Genomic DNA, 17,566 nt, shown 5'->3' with positions numbered 1-17,566 from the left:
ACTTAGAATTTTTTTAATCTCTTTATTTGATAAGGAGCTGACAAAAAGCTCCTAAGTTTTAACAAAGTGTATATGAGAATTCATAATCCACTGCGGAAAGTGACTCGACAAAATCTTGTTTCTTAAGAACTTGCGATTTTTGAGTCACTCCCATCCGAGATTAATTCTATTATTTATAGATTGGCTCTCTGAAATCATCTGTAGTGCGTAGGTACGCATTATAGATTTTTTGTTTTAATAAGTGTACCCAACTTGCTGGTGTATGGCTTGTCGTACGATCTATATTAGTTATATCCCTCTCAACTGCTGCATTAATTAAAGCTTGCATCTCTTGCGCCGATGAAATTGTAACTTCTTTTGTACTGCCAACCACACCTAATTCATATTGAATTGTTATTGGTTTTAATCTATCTTGTTTCGCTATACGTTCATTAAACATCGCTTTTCTAAAGTCAGCCCACGATGCATATTGATTTCCGAATACTTTATTTAGTACCATAGTATCAGTGATTAAACCAACATCTTTTTTATACCAATCAGAATAAGTTGCCACACCGTTTCTTAGCGCTTCTTCCCCATATTTATTCGACACATACGGAATAAATCCATCTTGGTATCCTTTTTCAGCAAGAAGTTCATACGCTACTTTTTTAAACGTAACATCTCCTGGAGCACCATTCGGATTACTTAAAGCTGAGTAGATTGGCGAGAACATACTTACAGCATAATATCCATTTCTGCCATAACTTCCAGTATCTTTATATGCTCTACGTGATATTATATCATTATCTATTAACGAGTCTAAAGTTGTTAGTTTCGCTACTTCCGCGTCTGTTAATTGACGAATAGTATTTATCGCATGAGTATCTTTATTATGTTTTTCATCTCTAACATAAGTATCTTCTAATTTTCTATACCATTTTTTCTTAACATCTTTCGATTTAGATAAAATAGCATTAGCTTCCATCGCATCTAATGTATATAAAACATCATGCATTCCATGAACATACTCTTGCACGTCAGCTGCAGATCGGTATCTCGTTGTTGGATCATAAGTATGCAAACGAGTTAGTGAATCTTTTTCACCTTTGAACGCAGTATTAAGTATTACACCTTCTTCTTCCAATTTATTTGCTGATTGTAGTAATCCATATGCATAAAGTTCAGCTCCTAAACCTTCTCTACGACCATATCCTTCGAAATAAATACCTCCATCAGAATTGTGAGTCATTTCATGAGTGTATACTGATGTACCATATTGGTCTAATAATCTATCACTTACAAAGTACACTTCAGATCCATCTGCAAATGCACCTGCTCCTCCTCTGAGACTATACCACTTACCTGCTGGCCCGAAGAAATTGTATACTGCGTCAATATTTTTATCTGTAGCAGTAGCCCAATATCCTTTTCCTTCTGCATTTTTGAAGTAAAATCCATCTGTTACCGGTACCGAACGGAATAGTTTCTCTCTAGATTCTGGTGTTAGTATATTATACCAAATGTCATAGTGATCTCTTTGCCACTCTGCTGATTGATTAACTTTTTCATGTACATATTGGCGTAAAGCTTCTCCTGAAAGAAGTGTTCCATTTACGCGATCTTTATAACGTTCAAAACTTCCGAACGCTAATGTCGAAATATTAGAAATCGCATAAACACTTTCTTCCGGTAATGTTAATAACGGCAGTAACATTCCTTTATATCTCCATGAAGGTGATGATATTCTATCATATACACCTAGTGAATATTTGCTACCTGGTGCTGCAGCTTCTTGTTTAGCGCGCACTTCTGCTATATTAGATTTTTCTTCCACTATGTACGCTCTAGTATTATTTTTAAACCACTCATTATTTGTTTTATTCGGTAAGAACAATTTACGATACGCTTCTACAAAATCAAATACTGTGTCTTCTCCTTTTAACGGAGCAAGTAGACTTCCATATAATCCCGCATTATTTCCACCACGTAAGTTTTCTAATTCGCTATTTCCTAACGAGATAAGCGTATCTAATGTCGAAACTTCATTATTACCATTGAAGTCGAATTTATACGTAGTTAAATCTTTCGTATTTATATCATCGTAGTTAATGTTATACCAGCGATTCATATAAGTAAGCCCTAATAACAATGCTTCTTTATTATTTTTTATCTTCTCACTTACATACTCAACTACGCCATTACCCATAGTATTTACAGATTTATCCATAGCAAGGATTTTTCTTAAGTGTTCAGCTATATTAGCTTTAACTTGTTCAAACTCTCTATCTAAGTATAAATTATCTATCGCCGCATCATCTGTAACACCAAGAACTTGTTTCATAGCTTCTGAATTGTACGTCACACCTTGTAAATCAGGTAATACATTATTAATTATCTTCGTATAATCAGACACAAATGCTTCTGGAGTAAAGATATACTCTTTTCCTGCAACATTATATTCTAACACTTGATTATTTTCGAAACTTCCTTTGAATGTAACATCTAAATAAGCAACAGTGTTATCTTTATAGTGCAGCATTAATCTATTAATAGTATTTTTAGCTCCGTTAATATCAGTTACTATATTATTACCATTCATAGGCACAACATCAAGTAATTCTGTAGTATAAAGTTTATCTGATTTATCTACCTTATTACCATAGTTAACCACTAATTCTTTGTTGTAAAATGGCATTAATTTTTCAATATTGTTATAAGCTACTTTTCTATCTGCTTGAGCTTTACTTAATTTCGTATAATCTACAGTTCGAACATTAGTTTTCAAGAATTCTCCTGTGTCTTCAAGAGTCGTAGTTATTCCGTAAGTTGCAACTCTTTCTTCAGCTTGCTCTTTAGTTAACTTAGTCGCATACTTATCATCATTTTTATTATTAACAGCTGTTACGGCATTTACTATATCAGCTCCAGCGTATTGGTCACCAGTAATAGCATAACCATAACCAACATTCATATTACTCACTACATTGTTAATACGACCATCTTTCCAAGTAGAACCTACGATTCCTCCTACTCTAGGATAATTTTGACCGTTTATTATCTTACCATATGTAACAGAGTTATTTATTAAAGCTCCACCAGAAACTTTTCCTGCAATACCACCTGCATTTTGGTTATTATTACGCGCTGAAGTAGAAATCTGAGCATCAACTTTTGCTCTATCAATTACAGATTCACTTCCTGAAATATTACCAACGATTCCACCTGCATAATTCGCAGCAGCATTAGCATGATTTGCAACAATAGTTCCTGTAAACAAGCTGTTTTCTATTACAGTATTAGATGCACTTACCACTAATCCTGCAACAGATTTTCTACCAGCAATCTTACCTTCAACAGAAACGTTACTAATAGTAGCTTTATTCGCAGTTTTCGCTAAAGCTGCGGCATTTTCTCTACTATCCACATCAACATTCTTAAGATCTAGATCACTTACCGTAGCGTTATTTAACGTTTCAAATAGAGGTTTTTTAAGATCATAGATTGCGTAAGATTTAGTTCCATCAGAACCGATTAACTTACCTGTGAATGTCCCTGATAAGTAACTTGTCTTATTGTTAGGTAACCCTATTTCATCAGCTGTTATATCTGAACCAAGTTTGAAGACGCCAGCCATATTACCTTGCATTGCAGCTACAAGATTTTTGAATGATGTATAAACCCCATCTTGCTCAGCTTTTGTTTTAGCTACATTGAATGAATAATTATCTTTATACCCTTCTAATCCTTCTTCAACTAATTGATCTACAGCTGCTGTTACTTTATAATTCCCATCTGCATTTTCCGTGATAGATTGAACAGGTAGGTACATTTCTTTAAATCTATCCGATTTAACTTTTACGAAATAATTCGTTGTATCTTTTGGTACTTCACTTAAACTTAGATACCTACGGTAACGACCGTTCTCTTTACCGTATAATTCTACAGAATCAATATCTTTAATTTCTAGTTTTTTATAATTTAAATCAAAGTTCTTAGTTGAAGTTTCTGTACTGTATTCATCAAAATCTCCTAAGTTATAAGTTAACTTAGTTTTTAATGTATACGGAGTATAGTAATCTAACCCTTTAATCACTTGCTCCTTATCTGTATTTTCGATATCAACTTCTTTTACAAGTTTATCACCATCAAAAATTTGAGCTTTCGCTGAAACATAAGCCCAAGTAGGATCTGTTAAGTTATAACTTACAGTTATTGATTTCTTACTTTCATCTTTTATTAAATTAGTAATTTCTACTGTAGGTTTTCTCTTAACAAGTGTTCCCAATTTAACAATTTGTTTTACAGGATCTACCTGTGTACGCGATAACTCTTTAGTCGCTTCAACTTTTCCATTTACTAGGTAATCCTCATACTCAATTGTACGAAGTCCATCGTGACCTTGTTGTTCGATTCTACGACGGTTTTTCAGTAACATCGGATCTAAGATTTCCTCTACTTCATAAGGAAGAGTTTCTTTTTCTGTACGATGCTTAGTTACAACATCTAGTACCGGACGTTCCTCAACTGCTGGTTCTAGTTTTGCACTACCTGTAAACTCCGGAAGAGTTGGTTGCACTAATGCTTCTCCTTCATGCCCTTCTTCTTGCGTTCCTTTTGTCGCTACTGGTTCACTGTATTCTGGAAGAGTCGGCTGCACTAATGCTTCCCCTTCATGTCCTTCCTCTTGTGTTCCTTTTGTCGCTACTGGTTCACTGTATTCTGGAAGAGTCGGCTGCACTAATGCTTCTCCTTCATGCCCTTCTTCTTGTGTTCCTTTTGTCGTTACTGGTTCACTGTATTCTGGAAGTGCTGGTTGTACTAACGCTTCTCCTTCATGTCCTTCCTCTTGCGTTCCTTTTGTCGCTACTGGTTCACTGTATTCTGGAAGCTCAGGTTGTACTAACGCTTCTCCTTCATGTCCTTCTTCTTGTGTTCCTTTTGTTTCTAACGGAAGAGTATATTCTGGTACTTCATTTACCAACGCTTTGGCTTCATCTCCTCCCGAAGTTGCAACCGGATCTGTGTACTCTGGAAGCTCAGGTTGTACTAACGCTTCTCCTTCATGTCCTTCCTCTTGCGTTCCTTTGGTTTCTAACGGAAGAGTATATTCTGGTACTTCATTTACCAATGCTTTGACTTCATCTCCTCCTGTTGATACCACCGGTTTCTCTACTTGAGCTGGTTGTGTTGGCTGCACTGGAGTAGGTTTCACAACTGGTTGTTCAGGCTTAGTTTGAGGTTGTTCTGCTATTTTTGCAGGTTGTGTTGGTTGCTCAGGCTTTGTCTGTGATTGCTCTACCGTTTTCACAGATTGTGTTTGAGTCGGTTTCTCTACTTGCGCTGGCTGAGTTGGCTGTACAGGCATAGTTTTTTCGACAGTCTTGACCGGTTGTGTATTTTCAATTTGTTTTTGCGGTTTTACTGTTTCTTTAGGATTTTGACTTGTTTGAACTACTGGTTGTGTTGAATGAGATTCCTCTTTCTCTAGCTCAGGCTTTTGTGATTGCGCTTGTTGTTGTGCACCTAGCTCTTGATTTTGACTATTCTCAACAGTATTCTTTTCTTGAACCTTATCTTTTATTTCTTTCTTTTCAGCAACTTCTAGTTTTAGATCTTCACTCGTGAAATATCCAATATATTTGAAGTCAGGAATATCAATAACTTGTTTTTCCAAGTCTACATTACCAACTACATCTGCTTGTTTATTAAATTGTATTAAGGCTTTACTTTCTAATGCAAATGTTTGATAAGGCATCACAACACTTTGCCCCATCGCACCGATTAAAACTACACTTAATACTTTATTTCTGTGCTTTTTACTAATTAATAAAACTGCAAGAACTGCTGTACCTATTCCTAGTCCTGCGATCGGAAGATTACTACTACCCGTATTAGGAAGAACCTCAGCTTTAGCTGTATCTCTAACTATTTTTTCATAAACTAGATAATAAGTATCTTCATTTTTATATTCTTTAGGAATACTTTCTTTTATTAATTTTTTCTCATTTTCATTTAATTCATTTTTTTCTACATATTTAAAATTAACATCAGCGGCAGACACTTCTTGCATAGGCGTATAGCTTCCAAACACTAATGCTCCTACTACTATCGGCGCTACTCCTAACGATAATTTTCTAATAGAATATTTTAGTATTTTATTATTTTTATTAATATTTTTTCTCAATAAAATCATCTCCCATTCACTTTTTAAACAAAATTTTTTGGTTGTATGTTTTACATATACTTACTATTGTATCAAAATAAATTGTTATATTCAAGACATCTGATATATATAAATAGAACCCCTTTTTATAACAGAAAAGTATTAATTACCACCAAATCACTTTAGATAAAATATATAGAGTTTTAAGATATTGTACAATGTTATATCTCTAACTTTTCATATGAGAATTCCCTTTTCTCTTTTCCCTTATTTTATCTGACACAAACTATTTTAAAACACAAAAAATACCCTAAAGCTAGAGTTGTTAATCTAACTTCAAGGTATTTCTTTTTATATATTTTTAAATATTAAGTTTTTCAACCTATTATTTCTCTCTACGTCTTCTTGCAGCCGCAGCTAATCCAAGAACAGCTAATCCTAATCCTGCTAGTCCAGTATTAGTTTCTGTTGCACCTGTGTTTGCTAAACGTTTTGGTTGAGCTTTTGGTTCAACCTTTGCTGCTGGTTTAGTTACTTTTCTGAAGATGTGACGTACATTTCCATCTTTATCAACTACAGTATTAACTAATTCATATCCTGGGATTGATCCTGGATCTTTAGTTCCATTTTCAATTGGTTTTAATGGATTTCCATTTTCATCTACCCATGTTGTAGTTTTTTCTACTACTGGAGTTGGTGTTGGAGCTGGAGTTTTAACTTTTTCGTATACGTGCTCAATGTCTCCATTTGGAAGTTTCTTAGTCTCTACGAAGCGGTATCCTGGAATATCTTTCTTCGGTTGTTCTCCGTCTTCTGTTGGATAGTTTGGAATCTCGTTTCCTTCTTTATCTTTATGACTTGTTTTAACTTTTTCGTAGACGTGTTCTGTATCTCCGTTTGGTAGTTTCTTAGTCTCTACGAAGCGGTATCCTGGAATATCTTTCTTCGGTTGTTCTCCGTCTTCTGTTGGGTAGTTTGGAATTTCTTTTCCTTCTTTATCCTTGAATGATGTTTTAACTTTTTCGTATACGTGCTTGATATCGCCGTTTGGAAGTTTCTTAGTCTCTACGAAGCGGTATCCTGGAATATCTTTCTTCGGTTGGTCTCCATCTTCTGTTGGATAGTTTGGAATTTCTTTTCCTTCTTTATCTTTGTGACTTGTTTTAACTTTTTCGTATACGTGTTCTACGTCTCCGTTTGGAAGTTTCTTAGTTTCTAAAAATCTGTATCCTGGAATATCTTTCTTCGGTTGGTCTCCGTCTTCTGTTGGATAGTTTGGAATTTCTTTTCCGTCTTTATCTTTGTGACTTGTTTTAACTTTTTCGTATACGTGTTCTACGTCTCCATTTGGAAGTTTCTTAGTCTCTACGAAACGGTATCCTGGGATATCTTTCTTCGGTTGTTCTCCGTCTTCTGTTGGATAGTTTGGAATTTCTTTTCCGTCTTTATCTTTGTGACTTGTTTTAACTTTTTCGTATACGTGCTCAATGTCTCCATTTGGAAGTTTCTTAGTCTCTACGAAACGGTATCCTGGAATATCTTTCTTCGGTTGGTCTCCGTCTTCTGTTGGATAGTTTGGAATCTCGTTTCCTTCTTTATCCTTGAATGAAGTTTTAACTTTTTCGTATACGTGTTCTGTATCTCCATTTGGAAGTTTTTTAGTTTCTACAAATCTGTATCCTGGGATATCTTTCTTCGGAGTTGTTCCTTCTTCAGTAGTTGTTCCTGGAATTACATTTCCATCTTTATCTTTGTGAGTTGTTGTAACTTTTTCGTATATGTGTTTTGTATTTCCTTTTTCATCTACTTCAGTTTTAACAACTTTGTATCCTGGAATATCTTTTGTTGGTTTAGTTCCATCTTCTGATGGTGATAATGGATTTCCATCTTTATCAACATGTGAAGTATCTGGACGTACTGTTGGAGTGTATTTGGCTGTTACTGGTGTTCCGTTCTTGTCAACACGTTTAACTGTTACACCTGATGCTTTTCCTACAAAGTTTGGTTCTGGAGTAAATGTTACTTTACCATTTTCATCGATTGTGTAAGTTCCTTCTCCTGGTACTTTCTTCTCAGTTGTTCCATCTTCGAATGTTGGTTTTACAGTTTCATCGATTTCTACTGGTACTTCTTTACCATTGATTGTTACTTTTCCACCTTCGAATGTTGGTGTTCCTGATTGAGATTGTCCTTTTGGACCTTCTGATTCAGTATCTTTTGAAGTTGGTGTTACTGGAATTACTACTGGAGTGTATTTAGCTGTTACTGGTGTTCCGTTCTTGTCAACACGTTTAACTGTTACACCTGTAGCTTGACCTTTGAAAGTTTTCTCTGGAGTGAATGTTACTTTACCATTTTCATCGATTGTGTAAGTTCCTTCTCCTTCGATTGTTACTGAATCAACTGGGTTTCCAGTTTTTGGATCTACTAATTTAGCTGGTTTATCTTCGTTAATTTCTACAGTTTTTTCTTCACCGTTGATTGTTACTTTTCCACCTTTGAATTCAGGTTTTCCTGTTTGAGTTGAACCTTGAATATCTTCAGTTACAGCATCTGTTCCTGTTGGTGTAACTGGTTTAACTTCTGGTGTGTATGTTGCTTTGGCTGGTGTTCCGTTCTTATCTTGACGAACTACCTCAACACCTTTAGCTACACCTGTGAATTGTGGTTCTGGTTTGAATGTTACTGTTCCATCTGGAGCTACTGTGTATGTTCCTTCACCTTCTACAGTTAATGAATCAACTTTATCTCCAGTTTTTGGATCTACTAATTTAGCTGGTACTGCATCATCCATTTCAACAGTTTTTTCTTCACCGTTAACCATAGCAGTTCCACCTTGGAATACTGGTTTACCAGTTTGAGTCGCACCTTGAACATCTACAGTTTTAACTGGTTCTGCTGTTGGTTGCGCAGGAATGATTGATGGAGTGTAAGTCGTAGAAACTTTAGTTCCATTTGTATCTTCCGCTTGAACATTAGCTGGTGTTACCTTACCAGTGTAAGATTTGTCTGTTGGTGTGAATGTTACTTCTCCTGTTGCTGGATCGATTGAGTAAGTACCGATTGGCGTTACTCCATCTTCTGCGTATGCTGGAGTCGTTTGCCCTGCTGGAACTTCATTTCCTTCTTTATCAAGAAGTTTGTATGAATTCTCTTTAATTGGAGCAATAGTGTCTCCAGGAGCGAATGTTGGAGTTCCTTTTTGAGTTTCCCCTTGGATAGCTTCTGATTTAGCTGGTTCCGCTGTTGGTGTTACCGGAGTGATCTTCGGTGTGTAAGTTGTTTCTACAGCTGTTCCGTTCTTATCTTTAGCTTGAACACGTACTGGTTGTACATCTCCTGAGTATGTTTTATCTGTTGGTTCGAATACTGCAACAGCTTTTCCATCTACAGTTTTAAGAGTGTATTTACCAATTACATTTCCTTCTGGATCTCTAGCTGGTACTTCTGTAGCTGGTTGTCCATCTTCACCTAGAAGAGTGTAAGTAGCTGGATCGATATCTACAGATTTTTCTTCACCTGCAATTGTAGTTTTTCCACCTTCGAATGAAACTGTACTTTCTTGAGTTTTTCCTTGAACATCTTCACTTGTAGCTGGGGTCGCAGTTGGTGTTACACCAACGATATTTGGAGTATAAGTCGTTGAAACTTTTGTTCCATTCTTATCTTCAGCTTGTACTTTAGCTGGTTGAACTTTACCAGTATAAGATTTGTCTGTTGGTGTGAATGTTACTACACCTGTAGCTGGGTCTACTGTGTATTCCCCTACTTTATTTCCTTTTTCATCTAGAGCATCTACTGGTCCAGCTGCTTCTGTTCCATCTGGATTTAATAATTTCACAGAACCTTCTTTAATAGGCACTTCAGTTGCACCTTGTGTAAATGTTGGTGTACCTGTTTGAGTTTCACCTTGGATACCAGTTGAAGTAGTTGGTGTAGCTGTTGGGTTAACAGGTGTTACTGTTGGAGTGTATTTTCCTTTTGAAGTAACTGGAACTTTATTTCCTTCTGAGTCAGTCGCTGTTACAGATACTTGTACATTAACACCTTTACCTTCCCCTTTAAATGTTGGAAGTGGTTCAAATGTTACTACACCTGTTGCTGGATCGATTGAATATGTTCCTTCACCATCAACTACCACTTTACCTTCAGCATTAGCTCCTTCTAACGAGTATACTGCTGTTTTCCAGTCTACATTCGTTCCGTCTAATGTGTTATCTGTATTATTTAATTCAGAGAAACGATCTTTTCCTGATTTAGATGTTTGTGGTTGTCCTTGTTTTCCTGCAGTTTCATCTGCAGATGGTGCAATCCCATATACAGTTGGTGTATATGAATTTTCTGCTGATACTGTTACTGAGTTCCCTGATTCATCATTAAATGTTACATCTGCTGATACTGTTACCGGGTTTGCAGTTCCTATGAATCCTGCAACTGGAGTGAATGTTACTTCTCCCGTTGTTGAATCAACAGTATAAGTTCCTTCATCAGTTGTTACAGATGCAACTTTAGCTCCTGTTTTTGGATCTACTAATTTGTAATTTGATACAGTAGTTCCTTCTGGTTGTCCTTCTTTGAAATTGTCTACCATTGTATCAGTTTGTTTTTCACCTTGAGCACCTGATGATTTTTCAGGTTCAGTTACTACAATGTAGTAAGTTGTTTCAGCTACTGCATCTTCTGTCACTTCACCAGCATCTGTTGCATCTACTGTTGGAGTTGTCACAACACCATTTGAATCTACAGCTCTTACTGTTACTTTGTAACGGCCTGGTTGTGTTAAAGCATATGTTGTTGCTTTTTCTAGGTTTTTCTCTGCCGCTGTCACTAATGCTGCACGTGCTGTTTCAACAGCTCTTTCAGCTTCTAAAGCTGCTGTACGTGTAGTACCCACATTTCCTTTTGCTGTTGTCAGTTTTGTTTGTGCCGCTTCTAATCCTTTTTGAACTGAAGCTTTAAATTCTCTCACTCTCTCAAGTTTTTGTTCAGCCAATGCTCGAGCTGTTGGAGAAATTGAACGCAATTTAAGATTATCTAATGCCTTTTGAGCATCTTCTTCTATTTGAGTTTGACGATCTAATAATTCTTGAAGACGAGCTAGTTCATTTTGTATATCTTGGTGCTCTTTAATAGCAGTTGCTGCCTCTTGTGTTTTAGCTGCCGCAGTACGTTGAGCCTGAATATAAGCTGTTTCTTCTGTTTGAGCTTCATCAAAAACAACTTTAGTTCCGTCTGGAGCGATTACTGTTGCTTTTGTTTTGATTGTATCAGAGTTTTCAGCTGTTGATTTATCATCAATTGTGTCAGCAAATACTACATTAGATTTTTTAGAATTAATTAAATCTACTGATCTACCTTTTGCTTCTGCGTAACTTGTAGAAGTACCTGTTGGTTTAGCATTTTGGATAGATGCTACATCTGTTGAACTTGCCTCACGGTATGATACATAACCTTTGAAACCTGAAGAAGTTTCAAGCTTCCATCCTGCATTTGATTCTGTTGCTGTTACTGTTGAGCCATCAGATGCAGTCCATTGTTTAGATACTGAGTCATAACTTACAGTTACGATAACCCCTTCTTTATTAGCTTGTTGCATTTTTGGAATAGTTGTTACTGTACGAGTTACCTCTCCTACCTCTGTTACGTGACCTTTTTCACGAATTTCCGCAACCTTATCTGCTAGGGTTGCAGCTGTAGATTTGACACTCCATTTACGTGTAAATTCATAAACGATATAATTAACATCACCATTAGCTTGAACATCTGTATAGACACGTCTTTCTATAAGCGTTGAAGTCCCATCTGCATTTTCTACTAATTTATATGCATCTTCATTAGGTAATGAATATCTACCAGTTGCACGGTTAAATGTTGCAGTATATTCTTTGTTGTTAGCACCTTTAACAGTATAAATTTCACGTTGTAAATTAGCTTGAACTTTATCTGTTGTTACTTTTGCTGCTATATTATCAACACCTACATATTTAGTAGATTCTGGACTCACAGTCAGGTTAATTGTTGTATCTCCTGTAGTTGATGCATCTGCTAATTCTGCACCTTCTTCTACTGCTGTGTTCGTAGTTCCTTCTGCAACTACCCACTTACCATTTTTAACAGCAAGCTTGGTTACTGTTCCATCTGGCATTGTAATTTCTGCAGTATTTGCACCTTTAGAAATTGCCACAGGTACAGTTGTTGCATAAGCTTCAACATTCTTAACAGAAATCTTAGGAGCTACAGCTATTGTGATATTTTCATGTGCCTCTTGACCAAACATATTCCATTGATCAGAGTTTCCTGCAATCGTTGAATTGTTATAGTCTTTTGCTAATACTGCTGCTGTGAAAATTCCAGCTTCGTTTGCTGTCCCTGTAATTAATCCTGTTTGTGGAGTATAGTCTAAACCAGGAACCACATCCTTGATAGAAGTTGTAGCACCATTTGCTGCATAAGTACCATTTACAGTTGTGTGAGCTGTAACTGGACGCGGTCCATTCATAGTAGTAAGAGTTGATCCGTCTTTAGCAGTAAATGTAGCATTATAAACTCCTTTATTTACTGTTTTTGCTCCAGCTATTACACGTTCTCCATTAACTGTATAGTTTGCATCATTATCACGAGTCATCGCATCATTATCAACATATTTAATATCGTGACTTACTTCGTCACCAATAGTTACTAACTTAGATGACCCTTGGATAAGTGGAGCTGTTGTATCTTGCCATCCCATCCATCCTGAACGTAAGTTTTGGAAGTCAACTACCTGTGTAGTACCATCTGGTTTCGAAATAGTTACTTTATAACGCATGTCATACACACCGTTTTGAATGCTTGATGATACATATCCTTCAACAGTATCTGCTTTTTCATTATAAGCTGTACCAGGGATTAAATTAGTTAATTCAATATTTGTAATCTTATATCCTGCTGTTGTAGCCGCATCAGAAAGACTAAAACGTTTCTTAACATCCTTTACATAGATATAATGACTACCTTGTTCATAAGTATATCCATAGATTTCTGTTGCAAGAAATTCATAAGCTCCTTTTGATCCATATTGAGCATTCTGATCTAATGTATCAACGATAGTACTTCCAGTTGGACGAAGTTTACCTTTCCACATCTCAGCCTCTGTACCAAGTTTTTGAGCTTCTTCTCTTGATAGAGGTATATCAGTACGACCGTTTTTACCAGCTACTGAGTTAACAGCTTCTGGTTGTTCTGTATTTTCAGATTGGTATCCATGAACATAAATACGGTATGTTGAGTTCCCATCAAGTTCATAGTAAGATTTACCTGTTGCTGTCGCAAACTCACCATTTTTCTTTCTCAATTCTCTAGAAGAATATGTGTATCCTTCATTTGCTGAACGTAAATTAGAACCTTTTTTGATTTCTTTTCCATTACGCTCGTCTTTTGAACCAGTATTTTCGATTGAGTTTGAATCTGATTTTTTCTCAGTATTTTCTGCTTTTTTACCTACAGTTTCTTTACCGTTAGTAGTATCTACCGCTGGTATTTCTTTTTTCTCTACTGGTTTATTTTTTAATTTTGAGTTTACAGTTGTTACAAGTTTATTGTAAGCTGCTTTTAACTCATCTTGTGTTTTAGCGTTTACTAAAGTTGCTTTAGCATTTTCTAATTCTGCTTTTAATACTGCTACAGACTCTTCTGTTTTGTTAGCGTATTTTCCAGCTTCAAGGTTAGCTGAAACTTCGTTAACGTATCTTTCTAATCCAGATTTGTCTAATTTAGCTTCTTCCTTCGGAGTTTCTGCTCCTACTTTTGCTGCTACTGCTGCTGCGACACTTTCTTTAGTGTTTTCTACTTTTGCTGTTTTTTCTACAGCTTTAGGAGCCTCTTCTTTTGCTCCTGCGTTTGTTGCGTTATCATTAGTAGTGTTGTTTGACACTTCTTCAGATGCTTGAGCTACTGCTCCAGCTCCTAAAAAGATACTCGCACCGATAACTACTGATGCAGTACCAACTTTAAATTTTTTGATTGAATAAGATTCAACTCTTGTACCTTCTTTAGTAGTTTTTAAGTACTGATTGTTCTTTCCTACCATTTTTTCCTCCAAATTAATATATGTTTCTTACTTTAATGTGAACAACGTTTTTTTCTGTATATACAAAACTTCTTGATAAAAACACAAAAATATAGCACTCCTCATGCTATATTTCCTCATAACTTCTTTTCTAAATAATTAAAATACACAATCCAACATTCAAGTAATACTATTAACTAATTAACTAAGACTTTTATTTTTAATTAATCGTATAAGTCATTCTATCAAATTTAATGCATTATGTCTATATAAAAACGCTATTTTTATATAAAAAATAGTAAAAAATATTAGTATATATATATTGTCTCTTATATACAACTCTCTTTCTTTTTTTGAAAAGCACCCAACAAATATTATAATATTAACTTAAGTAAATAATATAAACGAAGGTAAATAATATAAGTGTTCAGTAACTTTTGTTTAATGGTTTTCTAGGTAGAAGACATTGAATTATCAACATTTTAAGATTTCATCTCTTAACTCTACAATTACTTAAAATCACTAATCATGATTTAACATACACTTTTTGCCTTTTATTACACTTTTAGAGTAATTTCAACTCTTATAATGTTACCTCTTTTAGATAAATATAATATTAATTGTTTTTTTATTATTTGTACTACTTTAATCAATAAATAATATAATACATTAAATTTTCGTCGATTTTTAAGGAATGATTTTGAATCAAACTCATCCAATTAAACCTACTTCTTCTACTCTTCACATAAAAAATACCCTGAAATTAAGTTTTTACACTTAATTCCAGAGTACTCTAACTGTTATATATTCAGTTTTTAGATGTTTATTCTTCTTTTTCTTTACGACGTTTCGCTGCCGCAAGTAATCCACCTAAAAGCGCCATTCCAATTCCTGCTAATCCAGTATTAGTCTCCGCTTCTCCTGTATTCGCTAGACGTTGACCTTTCTTAGCATTGAACTTAGGTGTATTGTCATTTGAAGAATCCACCATAGGTTTCTTATCTTCTCTTGTATAAGTTCCTGAATTACCTTCAATAATAACACCTGTTACTTTCTCAGCAACCACTAGGTTTTTAGCTGAAATTACTACCACTTGTCCATCAGGGTAAACAATCGTCGCTTCTCCTGTGTTTGAAATTGTAATTTTAGCATCTTTTAAGTTTGGATTTGCAGTTATTAAAGCTTGTTTAACAGCTTCTTTTTCTGCTTCTGTAAGGTTTGAAGCATCTTTAACCTTAACTTTTTCAGGTAAGTTTACAGTTACTTCTTTACGTTGTTCAAAGATATCTTTAGCTAGAATAGTAAATGTTCTACCATCTTTAAGAATTACAGTAGCATTTCCTTTTTCATCTACGACAAGTTCTACCGCTTCTCTTATAGCTCCTAACACCTTGAACTTAACTTTTTCTTTATCAGATTCAGTTAGATTGTTAATATCCGCAACTACCTCTTTATCAAAGTCAAGATTAATATTCTCACCGTTATTCTTAACAGCTACATCTGCAGCATCTTTAACTAATACGTCTGAAGAAATCGTCATAGACTTACCGTCTCTTGTAGTCACAGTGGCATTTCCTTTTGAATCTACCACAACTATTGCTCCAGGATTAATTTCTTCAATAGCCGCTTTAATCTTAGCTATTTCTTCCGGTGTTAAACTTCCTTTGTTCACTACTAACGTTCTTATTGCTGGTGTATTAACCTTACTATTCGCAGTAATATCAGTCAGTTTATCCGTTGGAATAACTAAATCTAGAACTGGAAGTACGAATACTAAACCTTCTCCATTAGTTACAATAACATTACCTTTTTCATCGATAGCTACTGTTGCTCCAGGATTTACCGCCTTAACTTTAGCTATGATCTCTTGTTTCTCTGCTTCTGTTAGTTTTGTTACATCCGCTACAGCTGTCTTAGCTACAGGTGTATTAACTACATTTCCAGCATTTTCTTTAACAAGATCTGCTTGTGTTTTTGTTACTTGTGCAACTGAAATAACTTGTTTATGACCGTTTGCAGTCACCACTACAACATTTCCTTTTTCATCTTGTGTTATTTCTTTCGCATCTGGATTTACTGATTTAATAGCCGCTAATACTTTAGCTTTTTCTTCATTCGTTAACTTAGTTGGATCTGCTACAATTACTTTTTCAGCAGGAACTCTAACTTCTTCCACAGCTTTGATTTCTGATTTCTTAGCTTCTTCTATCTTGTTAAGTTCATTAACACTTGAAGCTGCATCGATAGCTTTTTTAGCTTGTGTTGCAATTTCATCAACTTCAGCCTTAAGAAGTTCTTTCACTTTATCAGAAATATCTGTTCTAGCATCAATAGCTGCTTTCTTAGCTTTCGCTTCTTCATCTATCGCTTTTCGTGCATTAGGTTTATATTCTACAAATGGTACTGCTTCTTCAATTCCCACTTTAGAGTTATCTTGTAATTTTTTCACATCTGCATTTTCCCTAGCTGCATCAATAGCTTTCTTAGCTACTTCTGCTAATTGTTTAGCTAGGTCAGCTGCTGCTTTTTTCTCTTCATCAGTAGCATCTGGAGTATTTGCGATAGCTTTAAGTTGTTCTGCTAACTTATCATCTATAGCTTTCTTAGCTGCAGATTTTACTAACGCTTCTGGATTTACTGAAGCTATTTCCGTTACTCCAGTTGTCTTAGCTTGTCCTACTTCTGCGTTTGTTGTCGCTCTATCGATTGCTTCTTTTGCTGCATCAGCCTTAGCTTTTGCTTCTGCCTTAGCCGCAGTTTTCTCTTCGTCTGTTAAGTCTGTACGTGCATCGATTTCATCATTTTTAGCTTTAAGAGCGTCTTCGATTGCTTCCTTAGCTGCTGTTTTCGCTACTGCTTCTGGATCTACTGAAGTTACTTCTGTTGTTCCATTTTTCTTGACTTGGTCGATTTCTGCATTTGTTGTCGCGATATCGATTCCTTCTTTTGCTGCGTCAGCCTTAGCTTTTGCTTCTGCCTTAGCCGCAGTTTTCTCTTCATCTGTTAAATCTGTACGAGCGTCAATCTCGTCATTCTTAGCTTTAAGCACTTCATCTATTGCTTTCTTAGCTTCTGTTTTAGCTACTGGTTGTGGATCTACAGCTTTTACTTCTGTTGTTCCATTAATCTCCGTTTGTTCTACTTCTTCATCTGTAGTCGCTCTATCGACTTCTTCTTTTGCTGCGTTAGCTTTTGCTTGCGCGTATGCTTTCGCTGCTTTTTTCTCTTCATCTGTTAAGTCTGTGCGAGCGTCGATCTCATCATTCTTAGCTTTCAAAGCATCATCGATTGCTTTCTTAGCTTCTGACTTCACCACAGCTTCTGGATTTACTGAAGTTACTTCTGTTGTTCCGTTAACCTTAGCTTGGTCTACT

3 protein-coding genes are annotated in these 17,566 nt (G+C 35.6%); all 3 read right to left on the bottom strand.

Translation table 11 applies throughout. From position 1 onward, the window contains the following. Window positions 1-169 precede the first annotated feature (169 nt). On the bottom strand, window positions 170-6,175 hold the full coding sequence (locus tag O3801_RS07280; RefSeq protein WP_371454533.1) for an SIALI-17 repeat-containing surface protein: 6,006 nt from the start codon (window positions 6,173-6,175) through the stop codon (window positions 170-172). A gap of 355 nt (window positions 6,176-6,530) precedes the next feature. Further along, window positions 6,531-14,213: a YSIRK-type signal peptide-containing protein gene (locus tag O3801_RS07275; protein ID WP_371454532.1), complete on the bottom strand. Its 7,683-nt coding sequence runs from the start codon at window positions 14,211-14,213 to the stop codon at window positions 6,531-6,533. Window positions 14,214-15,015: 802 nt separating this feature from the next. Further along, window positions 15,016-17,566 (bottom strand): DUF1542 domain-containing protein (locus O3801_RS07270; protein ID WP_371454531.1); only part of this gene is annotated, 2,551 nt, incomplete at its 5' end.

This window comes from Gemella sp. 27098_8_149, assembly GCF_041433745.1.
Lineage (GTDB): Bacteria > Bacillota > Bacilli > Staphylococcales > Gemellaceae > Gemella.
Note: the sequence above shows the minus strand (reverse complement) of the source record. Positions and strands in the feature narration are given on the sequence as shown.